Raw genomic sequence first — 19,565 nt, 5'->3', positions numbered from 1 at the left:
CAGTGAGCCTAACCGGAGTCGATCGCCGGCGTGGCCGACGAGGGGGCGACGGGTTACGTCAGCGCGCGGCCGATCACGTAGACGACCGGGGCCGCGGCCGCCAGCGGCAGGGCGACGCCCGCGGTCATATGCACGAACCGGGACGGGTAGTCGTAGCTCGCCACCCGCAGCCCCACCAGCGCGCAGACGCCCGCCGCCGCGCCCAGCAGCGCGCCGGACGGGCCGATGCCGGTCAGTTGCCCGGCCGCGACGCCCGCGCCCGCGGCGGCCACCAGGGAGACGACGAGCGACGCCGCCGACGGCAGCGGCAGCGCGCGGGCCAGCACGGCGACCGCGACGGCGAGGGCGCCGACCACCACGGCGTCGGAGTCCGCCGCCAGGTGCCCTCCCGCGAGCACCGCCAGGCCCGCGGCGGCCGCGGCGGCCGTGAGCCCGTACAGCCGCTCGTCCGGCGTGCTGCGGCTGCGCAACTGGAGGACCACGACCAGCAGGATCCAGACGCCGACGGCGCCGATCAGCACGGTGGGCGCCTGGTCCGCGTCGGTGGCCAGCAGCCCGATGTCGGCGACCACCCCGGCCAGGAACGCCAGCGCGATGCCCTGCCGGGCGGGCCACATGCCGTTGAGCCGGAACCAGCCCGCCGCCGTGACCGCCTGGAGCAGCACCACGGGGAGGGCGAGCACCGCCTGCGGCAGCGGCGCCGCCACGGCGAGCAGTACGGCCAGCACGGCGGTGACCGCCGCGGGCTGGAGCCCCGGCGCGAGGATCTGCGGCCGGCCCTCGGCGCGGGCCTTCTCCGCGGCGGTCATCGGGGGCTGCGGGGCCTGCGCCGTCGGCTCTTCCTGGACCGCCGTCCGAGCTGGGCGAGCCGTCTGGACTGCCTGGGGCGTCTGGGGCGCTTGGGAGGTCGGTCTCCGCGCGCCCTGTCCGCCGTCCATCGGGGCGTACGCGCCGGCGGGGGCGTGCGTCGCCGAGGACTGGTCGCCGTGCCACGCGGCCTGGCCGGCCGGGGCTTGCTGGTACTGCCCGTACGCCATGGGGGGCGCGGCCCCGTAGCCGCCGTTCGTCCCGTACGGCCCCTGCTCGGGCGGCAGCGGGCCGGGGGAGCCCGGCGGCGGTTCCGGAGCGGCGGCGGCCGGGGCCGAGAGGGTCTGCCAGGTCCGCGTGTCCCAGGTCGGGCCCGACCAGGTCTGCGTGTGCTGCTCCTGGTCCTGGTAGCCGCCGCCCTGCTGGGCCGGGTAATACGGCTGCTGCTGGGCCTGCTGGGTCTCCGCGGGCGTGGGCCACGATCCCGGTTCCTGGCGCCCGTAGGCGCCCTGCTGCCCGTACGGCTCCTGCTGCGGCGCGTAACCCTCAGGGCGGCCATGCTGCCCGTACTGGCCCTGCTGGCCTGTCTGGCCCTGTTGCCCTTGCTGTCCGTAAGGCGGCTGTTGCTGCTGGGGCGGGTACGGGCCGTGGGGGCGGTTCGGGTCGTACGGGTCGTACGGGCCGTGTGGCTGATTGCTCATGGTGCGGGGCTCACCCTCCTGCGAAGGGCGGGAGCACCTCGACCGTGCCGCCCTCGGCCAATTGGACCGTCGTGTGGTCGCGCGTGCCGACGGGGTCCCCGTCCACCAGGAACGAGCAGCGGAGCAGTACCCGCGCGAACTCTGGCCGCTCGCTGTGGAGCCGCCGGGCCGCGTCCAGCGCCTCCGCGAGCGTCGCGGCCGCGTAGGGCTCCTCCGCGGCTCCGGCGGCGGACTTCGCCGCGGCCCAGTACCGGATGGTGCCGGCCGGTGCTGTCTGTGTCGTCGCCACGGCGACCCCTTTCCGTCAAGTGCCGCTCCCCATGATGACGGGTAGCGGCGGCGGCTCGTTCAGGGCATGAAAAAGCAGGGGCCGGAATGGAGTCATCTCGCATAGGGTTCCGATGTGTTGGTACGACTTTTGCGGGCGTATCTGAGGCCCTACTCCAAACCGATCGTGTTGATCGTGCTGCTGCAGCTCGTGCAGACGCTCGCCACGCTGTATCTCCCGACGCTGAACGCGGACATCATCGACAAGGGTGTCGTCAAGGGCGACACCGGTTACATCCTGTCCACCGGCGGCTGGATGATCGCCGTCACCGTGCTCCAGATCGTCTGCGCGATCGGAGCGGTCTACTTCGGTGCCCGTACCTCCATGGCGATCGGCCGCGACCTGCGCGGCGCGGTCTTCGACCGGGTGCAGTCCTTCTCTGCGCGGGAGGTCGGCGACTTCGGCGCGCCGTCCCTGATCACGCGCACCACCAATGACGTCCAGCAGGTGCAGATGCTGGCCCTGATGACGTTCACGCTGATGGTCTCCGCGCCCATCATGTGCGTCGGCGGCATCGCCATGGCGCTCAACCAGGACGTGCCGCTGTCCGCGCTGCTGCTGGTCATCGTGCCCGTACTGGGCGTCATCGTGACCCTGATCGTGCGGAAGATGCGGCCGATCTTCCGGGGCGTGCAGGAGCGCATCGACACCGTCAACCGGGTGCTGCGCGAGCAGATCACCGGCATCCGCGTCATCCGCGCGTTTGTCCGGGACGGCCACGAGCGCAAGCGCTTCACGGGCGCCAACGCCGAGCTGATGGACGTGTCCATGCGGGCCGGGCGGCTGATGTCGCTGATGTTCCCGGCCGTGATGCTCGTCGTGAACCTGTCCTCGATCGCCGTTCTGTGGTTCGGCGGGCACCGCATCGACAGCGGCGACATGCAGGTCGGAGCGTTGACCGCGTTCCTCAGCTATCTGATGCAGATCCTGATGTCCGTGATGATGGCAACCTTCATGTTCATGATGGTGCCGCGCGCGGAGGTGTGCGCCGAGCGCATCCACGAGGTCCTCGCCACCGACTCCAGCGTCGTACCGCCCGCCGCGCCGGTCACGGAGCTGCGCCGCGACGGCCACCTGGAACTGCGGGGCGTCGAGTTCCGCTTCCCCGGCGCGGAGGAGCCGGTGCTGCGGAACATCGACCTCGTGGCGCGGCCCGGCGAGACCACGGCGGTCATCGGGTCGACGGGCAGCGGCAAGACGACGCTGCTGAACCTGGTCCCGCGGCTCATCGACGCCACGGACGGCGCGGTGCTCGTCGACGGCGTGGACGTACGCGACCTCGACCCCGCGGCGATGGCCGAGGCCATCGGTCTCGTGCCGCAGAAGCCGTACCTCTTCTCCGGGACCGTCGCCTCGAACCTGCGGTACGGAAAGCCCGACGCGACCGACGACGAACTGTGGCGGGCGCTGGAGACGGCGCAGGCCCGCGACTTCGTCGAGCGGATGGACGGCGGGCTGAACGCGCCCATCGCGCAGGGCGGCTCCAACGTCTCCGGCGGGCAGCGCCAGCGCCTCGCCATCGCGCGGGCCCTGGTCCGGCGGCCGGAGATCTACCTCTTCGACGACTCGTTCTCGGCGCTGGACTACGCGACGGACGCCCGGCTGCGGGCGGCGCTCGCGAGGGACACGGAGCGGGCGACGGTCGTCATCGTCGCCCAGCGCGTCTCCACGATCCGCGACGCCGACCGCATCGTCGTCCTCGACGAGGGGCGCGTCGTGGGCACCGGCACCCACGCGGAACTGATGGCCGGCAATGAAACGTACCGGGAGATCGTGCTCTCCCAGCTCACCGAGCAGGAGGCGGCGTGAGTACCCCGGAAGGCCCGGAGAGCCCGGAAGGCCCGGCAGTCCCGGAGAAACCACAGCTCGACAAACCCGGGAAACCCGCGAGCCCACAGGGGCCGGCCCAGGCCGGCCCCGGGGACGACGGGCCCAAGGACAGCGCTCCTAAGGACAGCGGTCCTAAGGACAGCGCTCCTGAGGCCGGCGGGCCCGGGGCCGGCGGGTCCAAGGTCAGCGGGTCCGAGGCCGCCGCACCCGAGGCCGCCGGGGGTCCCAAGGACGACGGCCCCGAGGACGGCGAGCCGCGGCGCGGGCCGGCGCCCGCCGCGGGGCCGGCGCGCTTCATGGGCGGCCAGCCCACCGAGCGCTCCATGGACTTCCGCGGCTCCAGCCGCCGGCTGCTCGGTTCGCTGCGCCCCGAGCGCGCCATCATCTCGGTCGCCCTGCTGCTCGGCCTCGTCAGCGTCGCGCTGTCCGTTCTGGGTCCGAAGATCCTCGGCAAGGCCACCGACCTGATCTTCGCGGGCGTCATCGGCCGGCAGATGCCGGACGGCACGACCAAGGCCGAGGCGGTCGAGCGGGTCCGGCAGCAGGGCAACGGCACCGTCGCCGACATGCTGGACTCGATGGACTTCACACCCGGCCACGGCATCGACTTCGGCGCCGTCGGCACGGTGCTGATGTGGGTGCTGCTGATCTACGTCGGCTCGGCGGTCTTCGGCTTCATCCAGGCCCGGATAGCCACCACCGTCGTGCAGCGGGCCGTCTTCCGGCTGCGCGAGGACGTCGAGCAGAAGCTCGCCAAGCTGCCGCTGAGCTACTTCGACAAGCAGGCGCGCGGCGAGGTCCTCTCCCGCGCCACCAACGACATCGACAACATCCAGACGACCCTCCAGCAGACGCTCAGCCAGATCGCGGCGTCGCTGCTGACGATTGTCGGCGTGCTGGCGATGATGTTCTGGATCTCCTGGCTGCTGGCGCTGGTCGCGCTGGTCACCGTGCCGCTGTCGATCGTCGTCGCGACGCGGATCGGCAAGCGGGCGCAGCCGCAGTTCGTCGCGCAGTGGAAGTCGACGGGCAAGCTCAACGCCCACATCGAGGAGATGTACACCGGCCATTCGCTGGTGAAGGTCTTCGGCCGGCAGAAGGAGTCCGCGCAGACGTTCCGCGAGGAGAACGAGGCGCTGTACGCGGCCAGCTTCAAGGCGCAGTTCATCTCGGGGATCATCCAGCCCGCGATGATGTTCATCGGGAACCTCAACTACGTGCTGGTGGCCGTCGTCGGCGGGCTGCGGGTGGCCAGCGGCTCGCTGTCGATCGGTGATGTGCAGGCGTTCGTGCAGTACTCGCGCCAGTTCAGCCAGCCGCTGACGCAGGTCGCCTCGATGGCGAACCTGGTGCAGTCCGGCGTAGCCTCCGCCGAGCGGGTCTTCGAACTGCTCGACGCCGAGGAGCAGTCCCCGGACGCCGCCGAGCCGATGCGCCCGGAGCATGTGCGCGGGCAGGTCGCCTTCGAGGACGTCTCCTTCCGGTACGAGAAGGACCGCCCGCTCATCGACGGCCTCTCGCTGACGGTCAGCCCCGGCCAGACCGTGGCCATCGTCGGCCCGACGGGGGCCGGCAAGACGACCATGGTCAATCTGCTGATGCGGTTCTACGAGGTGAACGGCGGCCGCATCACGCTGGACGGCGTCGACATCGCCGAGATGTCCCGCGAGGAGCTGCGGTCCAACATCGGCATGGTGCTCCAGGACACCTGGCTGTTCGGCGGCACCATCGCCGAGAACATCGCGTACGGGGCCGAGTCCGCCTCGATGGACAAGATCGTGGAGGCGGCGAAGGCCACGCACGTCGACCGGTTCGTACGGACGCTGCCGGACGGCTACGACACGGTCATCGACGAGGAGGGCTCGAACGTCAGCGTCGGCGAGAAGCAGCTCATCACCATCGCGCGGGCGTTCCTCGCCGAGCCCGCGATCCTCGTCCTCGACGAGGCCACCAGCTCGGTCGACACCCGCACCGAGGTGCTGATCCAGCACGCGATGGCGCAGCTCCGCTCGGGCCGTACGAGCTTCGTCATCGCCCACCGCCTCTCCACCATCCGCGACGCCGACCTCATCCTCGTCATGGAGTCCGGCAACATCGTGGAGCAGGGCACCCACGACTCCCTCCTGGCCGCGGACGGCGCCTACGCACGCCTGTACACCGCCCAGTTCGCGGAGCCGGCCGTCGAGGTCGAGGCAGGCTGACGGGCCCGCACGAAGGCCGTACGAAAGGGGGGCCGGGACACGCCCCGGCCCCCTTTCGTACGGCCGCCTCTCAGGCGTGTTCCGTGATCCAGCCCGCGATGCGGCCCAGCAGTTCCGGGGGCGCCGCGTTCTCCGCGTGGCCGAAGCCCGGTTCGATCCACAGGTCCGTGGTGGCCGGGTCGGCGGCTTGGGCGAGCATGCGGGGGTGGTCGAGGGGGAAGTACGGGTCGAGCTCGCCGTGGACGATCAGCAGGGGGGTGGGGGCGATGAGCGGGGCGGCGGCGACGGGGGAGAGCGGCACGGGGTTCCAGCCCTCGTGGTGGACGCGGGTGCGCAGCCCGTACCGGGACACGAGGCGGCCCGCCGGGCGCGTCACGATCCAGTGCAGCCGCCGCATCGGCGCGGTGCCGCGGTAGAACCAGCGGGCGGGGGCGCTCACCGCCACCGCTATGTCGGTCCGCGCATCTGTGCGCCCCTCGCGCTCCGGTTCGTACAGCGCGGCGTGGCGCAGGACTACCGAACCGCCCATCGAGAAGCCTACGGTCGCCACGCGCCGGTATCCGAGCGCCCGCGCCCAGCGGACCGCCGCCGCCAGGTCCAGCACCTCCCGGTCGCCGACCGTGGACCGGCCGCCGGAGCCGCCGTGGCCCCGGAACGAGAACGTGATCACGGACGCGACCTGTGCGAACGCCGCCGCCGCGCGGCGCAGCGCGGGCCGCTCCAGCGCGCCCGTGAAACCGTGCGCGAGCACCACGGCGAGCCCCTTCGGCAGGCCCGCGCCCGGCTCGTACGCGGCTTGGATACGGACCCCGTCGGTTGTCAACAGCGCGACGCGCCGAACACTCGAAGTGATCGATGGAACACAAGAGTGTGCAAAATCGCTCGGGGCCTCCGAAGTCATGTGGGCTATTCTGCTGGGCAGGAGGATCCGGGCAACGTAGCCCCCGGGTCCTTTTGTGCTTTCGACCATGCGAAGCGTGGATGAACGCACGGGACCGCACCACCGTACAGAGCAGTGCCGCATACTCCCCCGGCCGAGGCCGGCAGGTACCCCCTCGCAGGGACCTAGGAGGAACCGACGTAATGGGCAAACGAAGCGTGCAGGACCGTCCGGATACCGGGGCAGGTGGCAGCCGGTGAGCTCGCTACTGCTCCTGACCAACGCCCTTCAGCCGTCGACGGAGGTGCTCCCCGCGCTGGGCCTGCTGCTGCACAGCGTCCGGGTCGCGCCCGCCGAGGGGCCGGCCCTCGTGGACACCCCCGGCGCCGACGCCATACTGATCGACGGCCGCCGCGACCTCCCGCATGTGCGCGGCCTCTGCCAGCTCCTGCGCTCCACCGGGCCGGGCTGTCCGCTGATCCTCGTGGTGACCGAGGGCGGGCTCGCCGCCGTCACCGCCGACTGGGGCGTCGACGACGTCCTGCTCGACACCGCCGGACCCGCCGAGGTCGAGGCCCGGCTGCGGCTCGCGACCGGCCGCCGGCAGATCACCGGCGACGACAGCCCGATGGAGATCCGCAACGGCGACCTGTCGGTCGACGAGGCGACGTACAGCGCGAAGCTCAAGGGCCGGGTCCTGGACCTGACCTTCAAGGAGTTCGAGCTGATCAAGTACCTCGCGCAGCACCCCGGCCGGGTCTTCACCCGCGCCCAGCTCCTCCAGGAGGTGTGGGGCTACGACTACTTCGGCGGCACCCGCACCGTGGACGTGCACGTACGGCGGCTGCGGGCCAAGCTCGGCCCCGAGCACGAGTCCCTGATCGGGACCGTGCGCAACGTCGGCTACCGCTTCGTCGTGCCGGAGAAGGTCGAGCGGGCCGCCGCCGAGGAGGCCGCCAAGGCCGAGAAGCAGGCCGGCGACGCCGAGCACCGGACCGGCAACCGGGCCGGGGCCGACGGCCGGGCGCGTACGGGCGCCGGGACGCGCGCCGGGCGCCCCGAGCCCGCGAGCCAGGCCAAGCGGTGACCGGGCCGTCGACCGGGCGGCCGGCGCCGCGTCCGATGCGGGCGGGTGCGATACGGACCGGTGCGATGCGGACCGGTGCGATGCGGACCGGCGTGATAGGGCCGTTTCCGATACGGCCGGGCGGCGCCGCGGCCGTGGCCCCGCACCCCGGTCGCCGGGCGGCGGGTTCGGCCGTTTAGCCGCGTAGACTGCCGCGCGTGGCCAAGGTGACGCGGGACGATGTGGCACGGCTGGCGGGGACTTCGACCGCGGTCGTCAGCTATGTCATCAACAACGGACCAAGGCCGGTCGCCCCGGCCACTCGGGAGCGGGTACTCGCGGCGATCAAGGAGCTCGGCTACCGGCCGGACCGGGTCGCCCAGGCGATGGCCTCCCGCCGCACCGACCTCATAGGTCTGATCGTGCCCGACGCCCGCCAGCCGTTCTTCGCGGAGATGGCGCACGCCGTCGAGCAGGCCGCGGCCGAGCGCGGGAAGATGGTGCTCGTCGGCAACTCCGACTACCTCGACGAGCGCGAAGTGCACTACCTGCGCGCGTTCCTGGGCATGCGGGTCTCCGGCCTGATCCTCATCAGCCAGGGCCCGAGCGAGCACGCCGCCGCCGAGATCGACGCCTGGGAGGCGCGCGTGGTGCTGCTGCACCGCCGCCCCGACGCCATCGACGACGTGGCCGTCGTCACCGACGACGTCGGCGGCGCGCAGCTCACCACCCGGCACCTGCTGGAGCACGGCCACCCGTACGTGGCGTGCCTCGGCGGCACCGAGAAGACCCCGACCATCGGCGACCCGGTGACCGACCACGTCGAGGGGTGGCGGCGGGCCATGCGCGAGGCCGGCAAGTCGCTGGAGGGCCGGCTCTTCCAGGCCCCGTACAACCGCTACGACGCCTACACCGTCGCCCTCGACCTGCTCGCCGGCCCCGACCGGCCGCCCGCCATCGTCTGCGCCACCGACGACCAGGCCTTCGGGGTGCTGCGGGCCGCCCGCGAGCTGCGCATCGACGTGCCGGGCGAGCTGGCGGTCGCCGGGTTCGACGATGTGAAGGAGGCCGCGCTCACGGACCCGCCGCTCACGACGGTCTCCTCGGACCGTACGGCCATGGCGCGCGCGGCCGTGGACCTCGTGCTGGACGACGGGCTGCGGGTCGCCGGGTCGCGGCGGGAGCGGCTCAAGCAGTTCCCGTCGGCGCTCGTGGTGCGCCGCTCCTGCGGCTGCCAGGGCTGAGCGGGTATGACTTGATCCAGATGGACCCTGATCGGCCCTGATGGGACCTGATCGGCCCTGATGGGGCCTGATTGGACCTGATCGGCCCCCGGGGGCCGTCCTGGTTCCCGTTCCTTATTTCGGGCATACCTACTTCTGCCGGGCTTCTCAGTAAGCCCTCAGAGAGTTCTCATCATCCGGGAGCAGAGTCATAGACATGACCGAAAGCCACCGCCCCAGCGGCTCCCAGGACCCCTACCAGCAGCAGCCTTCCGGTTACCCCGACCCGCCGGCGCACGCGCCGGACCAGCCCGCGCAGGCCCCTCGGCCGCCCTACCCCGGGGCCTCCCCGCGGTACGGGCAGCACGGGCAGCCGATCACCACGGCGACCGGCGTGACCGTCTGGCCCGCCGAAGGCAGTGGCAGCGGCGGCAGCGGTGAGGGCGGCGGCCATGGTGGTCCCGGCGGCGCCGCGTACCCCGGCGACGGCTCCTCGGCAGCGGGCGCCGTGCCCGCCCCCGTCCGGCACGGCGCCCGCAAGAAGACCGTCGGCCTGCTCGCCGCCGTGGCGCTGGCCGCCGCGGTCATCGGCGGCGGCACGGCGGCGCTGGTCGGCGGGGCCACCAACCACTCCTCGACCTCCAGCGTCTCCGCGCCCGTCTCGAACGCGGCCACCAAGAGCAGCGGCGTCGCCGCCGTCGCCAAGGCCGTCTCCCCGAGCATCGTCGAGGTCCAGGCCAGCACCGCCGCCGGGCAGTCCACCGGCTCCGGCGTGGTCATCACGAAGAACGGCGAGATCGTCACCAACAACCACGTCGTCTCCGGCGCGGACACCGTCAAGGTCAAGACCAGCGACGGACGCACCCTGACGGCCGACGTCGTCGGCACCGACCCCGACAAGGACCTCGCGCTCCTCAAGGCGCGGGACGTCAAGGACCTCAAGCCCGCCTCGCTAGGCGACTCCAGCAAGGTCCAGGTCGGCGACGACGTCGTCGCCATCGGCTCGCCCGAGGGGCTGACCGGCACCGTCACCAGCGGCATCGTCTCCGCCCTCAACCGCGACGTCACCGTCGCCAAGGAGCCCGGCAAGGGCCAGGACCAGGGCCAGCCGGGCCCCGAGGGCCGCGGCGGCGAGCGCCCGTGGCCGTTCGAGTTCGGCGGCGAGCAGTACAACGGCGACACCGGATCGTCCAAGACGACCTACAAGGCCATACAGACCGACGCCTCGCTCAACCCCGGCAACTCCGGCGGCGCCCTCATCAACATGAACGGGCAGATCATCGGCATCAACTCGGCCATGTACCCGACCGGTTCGAGCGGCGGCGACTCCGGCTCCGCGGGCCTCGGCTTCTCGATACCGATCAACACGGTCAAGGCGGACCTCGCCAAGCTGCGCGGCGGCGGGAGCAACTGAGGCCGACGACCGCAGACCGCCGGGCCGCGCGGCGGCGGGAGCGGCCGGCACCGTCGGCCGCCGACCGGCACGGGCCTCGTGCGACGCTAGCGAACGTCCAGTGCGCCCGCCCCCGTCCCACCGTGAGGTAACCCGATGACCCCCGCCGAACACGGCGACCAGCCCGCCCGCGTCCTCATCGTCGACGACGAGCCGGCCGTCCGCGAAGCGCTCCGCCGCAGCCTCGCCTTCGAGGGGTACGACACCGAGCTGGCCGTGGACGGCCTCGACGCCGTCGAGAAGGTCGCCGGCTACGACCCCGAACTGATCGTCCTCGACGTCCTCATGCCCCGCATGGACGGCCTGACCGCCGCCCGGCGGCTGCGGGCCAACAAGATCACCGTGCCGATCCTGATGCTCACCGCCCGCGACACCGTCGGCGACCGGGTCACCGGCCTCGACGCGGGCGCCGACGACTACCTCGTCAAACCCTTCGAACTCGACGAACTCCTCGCCCGCATCCGCGCCCTGCTGCGCCGCAGCTCCTACGCCGCCGCGGCCGACGCCGGGCACGCCGAGGACGACGTACTCGCCTTCGCCGACCTGCGCATGAACCCCGCCACCCGCGAAGTGGTGCGCGGCTCCCGGCACGTGGAACTCACCCGTACGGAGTTCACCCTGCTGGAGATGTTCCTCGCCCACCCCCGCCAGGTCCTCACCCGCGAACAGATCCTCAAGGCCGTCTGGGGCTTCGACTTCGAACCCTCCTCCAACTCCCTCGACGTCTACGTCATGTACCTGCGCCGCAAGACGGAGGCCGGCGGCGAGCCGCGGCTCGTACACACCGTGCGCGGCGTGGGGTACGTGCTCCGGGCCGACGGCGGCGCCGAATGACGGCACCGCCGGCCCGCCGGTTCAACCGGCTGCCATTGCGCTCGCGGCTGGCCATCCTGACCGCGGCGGCCGTCGCGGTCGCGGTGGCGGCCTCGGCGTTCGCGTGCTGGTTCCTGACGCGGACCCAACTGCGGGACGAGCTGGACAGCTCGCTGCAGAACGTCACCCTGCCGACCGGCTACATCCAGGAGACGTTCGTCCTCTGCCGCTCCAAACAGCCCGACAGCAGCGACAACGCGGCCCCCGTCGTGGCCTATGTGCAGTTGGTGCAGCCCGACGGGGGCCGCTGCGTCGGCCGGAACTCGCAGCCCGTCAAGGTGACGGCGGCCGACGTCGCGGTCGCCCAGGGCCAGGAGCGGGAGACGCTGCACGACAGCACCACCGACAAGGGCGAGTCCGTCCGGGTCCTCACGCGGGGCCTGGTCCTCGGCGACACCCGGTTCACCGTCTCCGTCGCCCGGCCCCTCGACGAGATCGACGGCGCGCTCAGCCGCCTCGCCCTGGTCCTCGTCGCCGTCGCCGGGGTCGGCGTCCTCGGCGCCGCCACCGCCGGGCTCTGGATCGCCCGCTCCGGACTGCGCCCCGTGGACCGGCTCACCGGCGCCGTCGAGCACATCGCCCGCACCGAGGACCTGGCCGTACGCATCCCCGTCGACGGCGAGGACGAGATCGCGCGGCTCTCCCGCTCCTTCAACTCCATGACCGCCGCCCTCGCCTCCTCGCGCGACCGCCAGCAGCAGCTCATCGCCGACGCCGGGCACGAACTGCGCACCCCGCTCACCTCGCTGCGCACCAACATCGACCTGCTCGCCCGCAGCGAGGACACCGGCCGGGCCATCCCGGCCGAGGACCGCAAGGAACTGCTCGCCAGCGTCAAGGCGCAGATGACGGAGTTGTCCGAGCTGATCGGCGACCTCCAGGAGCTGTCCCGCCCGGACACCGCGCCGGGCAGCGGTCCCCTGCAGATCGTCCCCCTGCACGAGGCCGCCGAACGCGCCGTGCGGCGGGCCAGGCTGCGCGGTACGGGCATCACCATCACCGCGGACCTCGAACCCTGGTACGTACGGGCCGAGCCGCCCGCGCTGGAGCGGGCGCTCGTGAACCTGCTCGACAACGCGGTGAAGTTCAGCCCGGCGGGCGGCGTCGTGGACGTCGCGCTGCGCCGCGGGGAGCTGACGGTACGGGACCGGGGGCCCGGCATCCCCGCCGACGACCTTCCGCACGTCTTCGAGCGGTTCTGGCGCTCGCCCTCCGCGCGTAGCCTGCCCGGCAGTGGGCTGGGCCTGTCCATCGTCGCCCGTACCGTCCAGCAGGCCGGCGGGGAGGTCGCCCTGCGGGCGGCGGAGGGGGGTGGGACGGTGGCTTCGCTGCGGCTGCCGGGCGCCGCCACGGAGCCGCCGGCTCTTTAGCTTTTCGCCGTGCCAATTTTGGTTTTCCGTCGGTCGACTGCGGGCCGTCCGTGGTTGGTCGCGCAGTTCCCCGCGCCCCTGACGGGGCCGGTTGTTGGTTGGCTGCGGGTCGGTTGTGGTTGCTCGCGCAGTTCCCCGCGCCCCTTACAGGGCCGCCCGTTGTCGGTTGGCCGCGGGCCGTTCGTGGCTGGTCGCGCAGTTCCCCGCGCCCCCTGACGGGCCTGGTTGTTGGGCGCGCAATTCCCCGCGCTCCTTTTGGGACCCGGGGTGGTCACATGGCCAGGATCTCTGCCTCCTTCTGGGGGGTGAGGGCCGTTCGCTGGATGTCCGGGCGGAGGGGGGCGGGGGAGGGGAGGGACTGGAGCCAGGTCCAGGTGTCGGTGACGGTTTCGGCTACGGGGCGGCAGCGGAGGCCGGAGGCGATGGCCTTGGCGGAGCCGCCGGCGTGGATGGTGTCGTGGAGTTCGCCCGGGGGGATCCAGACGGGGATCTCGGTCCAGGGTTCGACGCCGGCGGCGAGGATCTTCTCCGGGGCGGTCCAGCGGAGTTCGGCGCGGCCGCCGGTGACGCGGGCGCAGGCGTCGAGGAGTTCGCCCATGGTGGCGTGGCCGCGCGGGCTGACCAGGTTGTACGGGCCGCCGAGCCGCTGCTCGATCGCGCCGAGGGTCCACGCGGCGAGGTCGCGGGGGTCGACGAACTGGATGCCCGAGTCGCGGGGGCCGGGGGCCAGGACGGGGCCGCCGCGGGCCATCCGGTTCAGCCACCACAGGAGCCGGCCGACGTTCTCCCAGGGGCCGAGGATGAGCCCGGCCCGTACCAGCAGCGCCCGGTCGCCGAAGGCGGCGACGGCGGCGAGTTCGCCGCCGCGCTTGGCCTCCGGGTACTCGACGTCGCCGGCGTCGGGCGAGCCGTCGACCAGGGCGCCGCTCTCGTCGAGCCCCGGCGCGCAGGGGTGCCGGTAGACGGAGCGGCTGGAGATGTAGGCGTAGCGCGGGGCGCGGTCGGCCAGCAGCCGGGCCGCGTCCCGTACGGCCGTGGGGGCGCCCGCCCAGGTGTCGACGACGGCGTCCCACTCGCCCCCGGCGAGCCCGGCCAGGCCGTTCTCGGCCGTCCGGTCGCCGAGGACGGTGGTGACGCCCGGGGGCGCGGCGTGGCGGCCGCGGTGGAACACGGTCGTCTCCCACCCCCGTTTCAGCGCCTCCTCGGTGAGGGCCCGGCCCACGAATTCCGTTCCGCCCAGTATCAGCAGCCTCATGGGGCGACTCTGCCCCACGGGGAAGCGGCATGGAAGTGCGCTCGCTGTCGGCGGAATCGCGGTCCGGGGCAGGTCACTTGAGGACGGTGATGCGGTCCGCGGGCGGCGGGGCCAGGGGGGCCGACGGGGTGGAGTGGGCCTTGAGGTAGGCGACGAAGAGGTCGAGGTCGGAGGCGCCGACGAGCTTGTTCCTGCCTTCCTTGAAGGCGGGGAAGCCGTCGCCGCCGCCGGTCAGGAACTCGTTCATGGCCACCCGATAGGTCTTCGCCGGGTCGATCGCCGCGCCGTCGAGCTTGATGGAGCCGGTCACGACGCGGTCCGCGCCCGACTTGGTGAGGTCGAGGGTGTAGGTGAGGCCCTTCGAGATCTGGAGAATGCGCGGCTGCGCCGCGTTGGCCCCGCTGACCTGCTGTTTGAGGGCGTCGACGACCTGGGCGCCGGTGAGGTCCACGGTGGTCATCATGTTGGTGAAGGGCTGGACCGTGAACGCCTCGCCGTAGGTGACGACCCCGTCGCCCTCGCCGCCCGACGCCTTGTGGGCGAGGTCGGAGCGGATGCCGCCGGGGTTCATGAAGGCGATCTGCGCGCCGCCCTTGTCGGCCGGGGCGAGCCCTTCGAGCTGGGCGTCGGCGATGACGTCGCCGAGCGGCTTCTCGTACGCGGTGGAGCCCCGCCCGTCGATGTCGGCGGAGATGTAGCCGACGGGCTTGTTGGCGACGGGCGCGGCCAGCTTGTTCCAGCGGTCCAGGAGCGAGGTCATGTCCGGGGCCTTCTTCCGCGTCCGGTCCACGACGTGGTTGACGGCCTTGGGGCCGCGGACGCTCGTACGGACGATGTCGCCGCTCCGGCGGTCGTACGTGAGCGTGGTGTCCGTGTAGAGGCGGCCGAAGGAGGCGGCGGAGGTCACGGTGCGCGGCGCGCCGGAGGGGTCCGGGATGGTGCAGGCGTACGCCTGGTGGGTGTGGCCGGTGACGAGCGCGTCCACGCGGGGGGTGACGTGTTTGGCGATGTCGACGATGGGCCCGGAGATGCCGTCGCCGGGGCCGGGGCTGTCGCAGTCGTAGTTGTAGGAGGACGAGGCGGGCAGGCCGCCCTCGTGGATGAGGGCGACGATCGACTTCACGCCCTGCCGGTTCAGTTCCGCGGCGTACTTGTTGATCGTGGCGACCTCGTCGTGGAACGCGAGGCCCTTGACGCCGTCCGCCGTGACGACGTCCGGGGTGCCCTTGAGCGTGACGCCGATGAAGCCGATCTTCACGCCCTTGTGCTTCCAGACGGTGTACGGCTTGAGGATGGGGCGGCCGGTCTTCTCGTCGGTGACGTTGGCGGCGAGGTAGGGGAAGTCGGCGCCCTTGAAGGTCCTGCCCTTCTCGAAGCAGCCGTCCTTGGGGTGGCAGCCGCCGCGCTGCATGCGCGTCAGCTCGGCCCGGCCCTCGTCGAATTCGTGGTTTCCGACGGAGGTCACGTCGAGGCCGAGCCGGTTCATCGCCTCGATGGTCGGCTCGTCGTGGAAGAGCCCGGACAGCAGCGGGCTCGCCCCGATCATGTCGCCGGCGGCGGCCGTCACGGAGTAGGGGTGTCCCTTGCGGGCCGTACGCAGGGCGCTCGCGAGGTATTCCACGCCGCCCGCGGGCACCGCCTTGGTGCTCCCGTCGGGCTGCCGCTCGGTGACCGTGCCGGAGCCGCCCTGCGGGGGTTCGAGGTTGCCGTGCAGGTCGTTGAAGGAGAGCAACTGCACGTCGACGGTGTGCTGGGGGCGGTGGCGCGCGGCACTCGCGTCGGAGGCGCCGGCCGGGGCGGCGGCCGAGAGCACACCGGCGGTGGCGGCGAGCGCGGCCGCGGCGGCCGCCAGTCTTCGTACGGGGCGGTTGCGGTGCGGTGTGGCGGCCATGGAGTCCCCTCATGGGCGGTGCGGCGGCGCGGCGGATGCCTCCGGATGGGCGGCAGCCTACGGTTCACGCGCGTAGCCCGACAGGAGGAACGGGTTACGGGTCGGTTGCCGCCCGCCGACGGGGGAGGGGGCGCGCGGCGTCGCCGCCGTAGGCTCGCCCCATGAGCGACATGGTGAACGAGACAGTCGGCGAGCGCCGGATCGAGGTGCTGGAGGAGCTCGCGCCGCAGACCGCGCAGGCCGTGCTCGACCTGGTGGAGGAGGCGGCCGGGACGGACGGCCAGGCCGCCGTCTCCGAGCAGGGGCGGCTGCACCTGCGGGGCCGGCGGGCCGGGGTGCGCCATCTGCTGCTGCGGGACGGCGGCGGGGAGCTCGTCGGATACGGGCAGTTGGAGGACGCGGACCAAGTGGAGGCGCCGTCGGCGGAGCTGGTGGTGCGGCCCGGGCGGCGGGGCAGGGGCCACGGCCGGGCCCTGGGGAACGCGCTGCTGCGGGAGTCCGGCAAGCGGCTGCGGGTGTGGGCGCACGGCGGCCACCCGGCGGCCCGGCACCTCGCACAGGTGCTGGGGCTCTCCCTCTTCCGCGAGTTGCGGCAGCTCAGGCGGCCCCTGACCGGCCTGGAGCTCGCCGAGCCCGCGCTGCCCGCCGGCGTGACCGTACGGACCTTCCGGCCCGGCGAGGACGACGCGGCGTGGCTGGCGGTGAACGGCGCGGCCTTCGCGCACCACCCCGAGCAGGGCTCGCTGACCCAGCGGGACCTGGACGACCGCAAGGCGGCGGAGTGGTTCGACCCGAAGGGTTTCTTCCTCGCGGAGCGGGACGGGCAGATCATCGGATTCCACTGGACGAAGGTGCACGCGGCCGAGGGGCTCGGCGAGGTGTACGTGCTCGGGGTGCGGCCGGGCGCGCAGGGCGGCGGACTCGGCAAGGCGCTGACCGCGATCGGGCTGCGCCACCTGGCGGGCGAGGGGCTGCCGACGGCGATGCTCTACGTCGACGCGGACAACGTGCCGGCGGTGACGGTGTACGAGGGGCTGGGGTTCGTGACGCACGAGACGGATCTGATGTACCGGACGGAGACCTGAGGGGGCCGGTCCTGGGCGGGCGGGCGCGCGAGCGGGCGGCCGGGCCCTGGGCGGGCTCCTGAGCGCCCGTTCCCGGCCCGCCGTACGGCTCCGTCCGTTTGACACCGGGCAGTGCCACACATCACCCTTTCACTAGGCAAATAGTGGAAGGGTGATGTGCGTGGTCGAATTCCGCATCGACCGGCGGAGCGGCGTCGCCACCTATCTGCAGATCGTCCAGCAGACCAAACAGGCGCTCCGGCTGGGGCTGCTCGCCCCCGGCGACAAGCTGCCCACCGCCAAAGAGGTCGTCGCGGCCACCGCCATCAACCCCAACACCGTCCTCAAGGCGTACCGGGAGCTGGACCGCGAGGGCCTGGTGGAGGCGCGCCCGGGGCTCGGCACCTTCGTACGCCGCTCGCTCGCCCGGCCCGGGGCCGCCGCTGACTCCCCGCTCCGCGCCGAGCTGGCCGACTGGATGGACCGGGCCCGCGCCGCCGGGCTGGACCGGGAGGACGCGGCCGCGCTGGTCATGTCCGTACTGGAAGCGGAGTTCGGCGACGGCAGCCCGTCGCCGGCGCCGCACGCGCACCGCACGCTGTGACCGAGGGAACCGGATGACCGACCTGACCTACCAGCCGGACCGGACCGCCGTGGAAGCGGTCGGCCTGGGCTACAAGCACTGGCGCGGCCGGGCCCTGCGCGACTGCTCCTTCCGGATTCCCAGCGGCCGCGTCTGCGGGCTCGTCGGCCCGAACGGCGCGGGCAAGTCCACGCTGCTGGCGCTCGCCGCGGGGCTGCGGCGGCCGACCGAGGGCCGCATCGAACTCCTCGGCCACGCGCCCGCCCACCCCGCCGTACGGCCCCACCTCGGCTATCTGGCCCAGGACAAGCCGCTCTACCCCTACCTCACCGTCCGCGAGACGCTGCGGGTCGGCCGCGAGCTGAACCCGGGCCGCTGGGACCAGGGCACCGCGGAACGCGTCCTGGGCAAGGGCCACGTGCCGTTCGGCCGGCGGATCGCCACCCTCTCCGGCGGCCAGCGGACCCGCGTCGCGCTCGCCCTCGTCTTCGCCAAGCGCCCCGAGATCCTGCTGCTGGACGAGCCGATGGCCGACCTCGACCCGCTGGTGCGGCACGAGATGACGGCCGCCCTGATGGAGGCGGCCGCCGAGCACTCCACCACCGTCGTGATGTCCTCCCACGTCCTCGCCTCCCTGGAGGGGGTCTGCGACTACCTGCTGCTGATAGCCGGCGGCCGGGTGCGGCTCGCGGGCGAGGTGGAGGACCTGCTCGCCGCGCACTCCCTGGTCGTGGGCCGTAACGGGGCGGCGGGCGGCGAGGCGGCCGCCCCCGGCGGCTTTGTCGCCGGCCGGCCGGCGGGCCTCGCCCCGCACACCGTCATCGAGGCGCGTACGACGGGCCGTCAACTCACCGCGCTCGTACGGGCCGAGGGCCCCGTCGACGGCCCCTGGGAGACCGCCGAACCATCCCTGGAGGAACTGCTCCTCGGCTATCTGCGCTCGCCGGGCGCCCCCAGCCTGCTCACCCCCAGCGCGGAGCCGCGCGCCCGGAAGGCGGCGGCATGACGGCGACGGCGACGGCGAAGACCGGGAACGAGCCGCCGACGGGCGCCGCGCCGCGCGCCGCCCCGGACCCGCACCGTTCGCCGGTGGGCGGCGTCACCTGGCTGGTGCTGCGCCAGCACCGGCTCACCCTGTGGATCGCGGCGGTCGCCTTCCTCGCGCTCGTCATCGAACTCGTGTGGCTGCGCACCGCGCTGACGGACTACGTACGGACGACCGCGCAGCACTGCGCCGACACGGGCGGGCAGACCGACTGCGTCTCGGGCGCCCTGGAGTTCCAGACGACGTACGGCGACCTGCTGTATACGACCGGGCAGTTCATCGGGTTCCTGCCGCTGCTCTTCGGACTGTTCGTGGCCGGGCCGATGATCGCCCGCGAGCTGGAGAGCGGCACCTACCAACTGGCCTGGACGCAGTCGGTCTCCCCGATGCGCTGGTTCGCGGCCAAGCTCGCGGTGCCCGCCGTCCTCGCGGTGACCGGGGTCACGGCGCTGAGCGCCCTGCACACCTGGGCCTGGTGGCCGGTCCAGGACCTGCTCCCCGGCCGCCACTGGTACCAGGGCTTCGACGAACTGGGCGTCGTGCCCGTCGCGTACGCCCTGCTCGGCGTCGCGGTCGGCGCGACGGCGGGCCTGCTGATCAAGCGCACCCTCGTCTCGATCGGCGTGACGCTCGTCGGCTTCACTGCGCTGAACTGGGCCTTCTCCGCACTGCTGCCGCACCTGGCGGAATCCCGCACGAAGGTCGGCAAGGACTTCCCCGGCCTGGGCAGCACGGACTGGGGCTGGCGGCGCGGGTACGTCACCGCCGGCGGCGGCCATCTGCCCGAGGAGACGTGCGCGGGCGGCTCCGGGGCCGTACGGGAACGGTGCCTGGCCGACCACCACATCGTCGGCGGATTCCGCGACTACCACCCCGCCTCCCAGTTCTGGACGCTCCAGTGGACGCAGGCGGCGCTGGTCGCCGCGGTGGCCGTGGCGTTCGCGTGGTTCGCGGTGTGGTGGATGCGCCGCGGCCACCGCTGAGGGGTCCCGGGA

16 protein-coding genes are annotated in these 19,565 nt (G+C 72.9%); 11 read left to right on the top strand and 5 right to left on the bottom strand.

The genetic code is table 11. The features are described from left to right. Positions 1 to 53 precede the first annotated feature (53 nt). Together IF55_RS10855 and IF55_RS10850 are read right to left on the bottom strand one after the other, a co-directional pair. On the bottom strand, positions 54 to 1,508 hold the full coding sequence (locus IF55_RS10855) for a hypothetical protein (RefSeq protein WP_030881388.1): 1,455 nt from the start codon (positions 1,506 to 1,508) through the stop codon (positions 54 to 56). A gap of 10 nt (positions 1,509 to 1,518) precedes the next feature. Next, positions 1,519 to 1,764, bottom strand: a complete 246-nt coding sequence (locus IF55_RS10850) for a MoaD/ThiS family protein (protein WP_030881387.1) — start codon at positions 1,762 to 1,764, stop codon at positions 1,519 to 1,521. Between the two features lie 147 nt (positions 1,765 to 1,911). Here IF55_RS10850 and IF55_RS10845 point away from each other — a divergent pair, with 147 nt between their 5' ends. Both IF55_RS10845 and IF55_RS10840 read left to right on the top strand, forming a co-directional pair. Next, positions 1,912 to 3,645, top strand: a complete 1,734-nt coding sequence (locus tag IF55_RS10845) for an ABC transporter ATP-binding protein (RefSeq protein WP_030881385.1) — start codon at positions 1,912 to 1,914, stop codon at positions 3,643 to 3,645. A gap of 317 nt (positions 3,646 to 3,962) precedes the next feature. Next, positions 3,963 to 5,867 carry an ABC transporter ATP-binding protein gene (locus IF55_RS10840; protein WP_037964322.1) on the top strand — a complete coding sequence of 635 codons (1,905 nt, stop codon included), beginning with the start codon at positions 3,963 to 3,965 and terminating at the stop codon, positions 5,865 to 5,867. A gap of 70 nt (positions 5,868 to 5,937) precedes the next feature. Here the strand turns inward: IF55_RS10840 and IF55_RS10835 are convergent, their stop codons facing one another. Beyond that, complete coding sequence (locus IF55_RS10835) at positions 5,938 to 6,768, bottom strand: alpha/beta hydrolase family protein (RefSeq protein ID WP_078644097.1); 831 nt, start codon at positions 6,766 to 6,768, stop codon at positions 5,938 to 5,940. Between the two features lie 235 nt (positions 6,769 to 7,003). Between IF55_RS10835 and IF55_RS10830 the strand changes: the two genes are divergently transcribed. From IF55_RS10830 to IF55_RS10810, 5 genes are all read left to right on the top strand, one after another. After that, entirely contained in the window at positions 7,004 to 7,834 is an 831-nt protein-coding gene (locus IF55_RS10830; protein ID WP_030881379.1) for a response regulator transcription factor, read from the top strand. A 197-nt stretch (positions 7,835 to 8,031) separates the two neighbouring features. Then, on the top strand, positions 8,032 to 9,057 hold the full coding sequence (locus IF55_RS10825; protein WP_030881376.1) for a LacI family DNA-binding transcriptional regulator: 1,026 nt from the start codon (positions 8,032 to 8,034) through the stop codon (positions 9,055 to 9,057). Positions 9,058 to 9,253: 196 nt separating this feature from the next. After that, positions 9,254 to 10,450: a S1C family serine protease gene (locus tag IF55_RS10820; protein ID WP_030881373.1), complete on the top strand. Its 1,197-nt coding sequence runs from the start codon at positions 9,254 to 9,256 to the stop codon at positions 10,448 to 10,450. Between the two features lie 135 nt (positions 10,451 to 10,585). Next, positions 10,586 to 11,323 carry a response regulator transcription factor gene (locus tag IF55_RS10815; RefSeq protein ID WP_030881370.1) on the top strand — a complete coding sequence of 246 codons (738 nt, stop codon included), beginning with the start codon at positions 10,586 to 10,588 and terminating at the stop codon, positions 11,321 to 11,323. Then, positions 11,320 to 12,732: a sensor histidine kinase gene (locus IF55_RS10810; RefSeq protein ID WP_030881368.1), complete on the top strand. Its 1,413-nt coding sequence runs from the start codon at positions 11,320 to 11,322 to the stop codon at positions 12,730 to 12,732. The genes IF55_RS10815 and IF55_RS10810 overlap by 4 nt, the downstream gene beginning before the upstream one ends. 271 nt (positions 12,733 to 13,003) lie before the next feature. On the opposite strand, the gene IF55_RS10805 is transcribed toward IF55_RS10810, so the two are convergent. Both IF55_RS10805 and IF55_RS10800 read right to left on the bottom strand, forming a co-directional pair. Next, positions 13,004 to 13,987, bottom strand: coding sequence for an NAD-dependent epimerase/dehydratase family protein (locus tag IF55_RS10805; protein WP_030881365.1), 984 nt, complete (start codon positions 13,985 to 13,987; stop codon positions 13,004 to 13,006). Positions 13,988 to 14,060: 73 nt separating this feature from the next. Beyond that, positions 14,061 to 15,878, bottom strand: coding sequence for a bifunctional metallophosphatase/5'-nucleotidase (locus IF55_RS10800; RefSeq protein WP_030881362.1), 1,818 nt, complete (start codon positions 15,876 to 15,878; stop codon positions 14,061 to 14,063). Between the two features lie 161 nt (positions 15,879 to 16,039). Between IF55_RS10800 and mshD the strand changes: the two genes are divergently transcribed. From mshD to IF55_RS10780, 4 genes are all read left to right on the top strand, one after another. Continuing rightward, a complete protein-coding gene (gene mshD, locus IF55_RS10795; protein WP_030881360.1) occupies positions 16,040 to 16,963 on the top strand; it encodes a mycothiol synthase in 924 nt (307 codons plus the stop codon). 160 nt (positions 16,964 to 17,123) lie between these two features. Further along, positions 17,124 to 17,546, top strand: coding sequence for a GntR family transcriptional regulator (locus IF55_RS10790; protein WP_030881358.1), 423 nt, complete (start codon positions 17,124 to 17,126; stop codon positions 17,544 to 17,546). A 13-nt stretch (positions 17,547 to 17,559) separates the two neighbouring features. Continuing rightward, positions 17,560 to 18,531 (top strand): ABC transporter ATP-binding protein, encoded by a 972-nt coding sequence (locus IF55_RS10785; RefSeq protein WP_030881356.1) that lies wholly within the window; start codon positions 17,560 to 17,562, stop codon positions 18,529 to 18,531. Further along, positions 18,528 to 19,553, top strand: coding sequence for an ABC transporter permease (locus IF55_RS10780; RefSeq protein ID WP_048831855.1), 1,026 nt, complete (start codon positions 18,528 to 18,530; stop codon positions 19,551 to 19,553). Before IF55_RS10785 ends, IF55_RS10780 begins: the two co-directional genes overlap by 4 nt. The last annotated feature ends 12 nt before the right edge of the window (positions 19,554 to 19,565 follow it).

This window comes from Streptomyces varsoviensis (genome assembly GCF_000718635.1).
Classification (GTDB): domain Bacteria; phylum Actinomycetota; class Actinomycetes; order Streptomycetales; family Streptomycetaceae; genus Streptomyces; species Streptomyces varsoviensis.
This window is presented reverse-complemented; position numbering and strand designations above follow the sequence as displayed.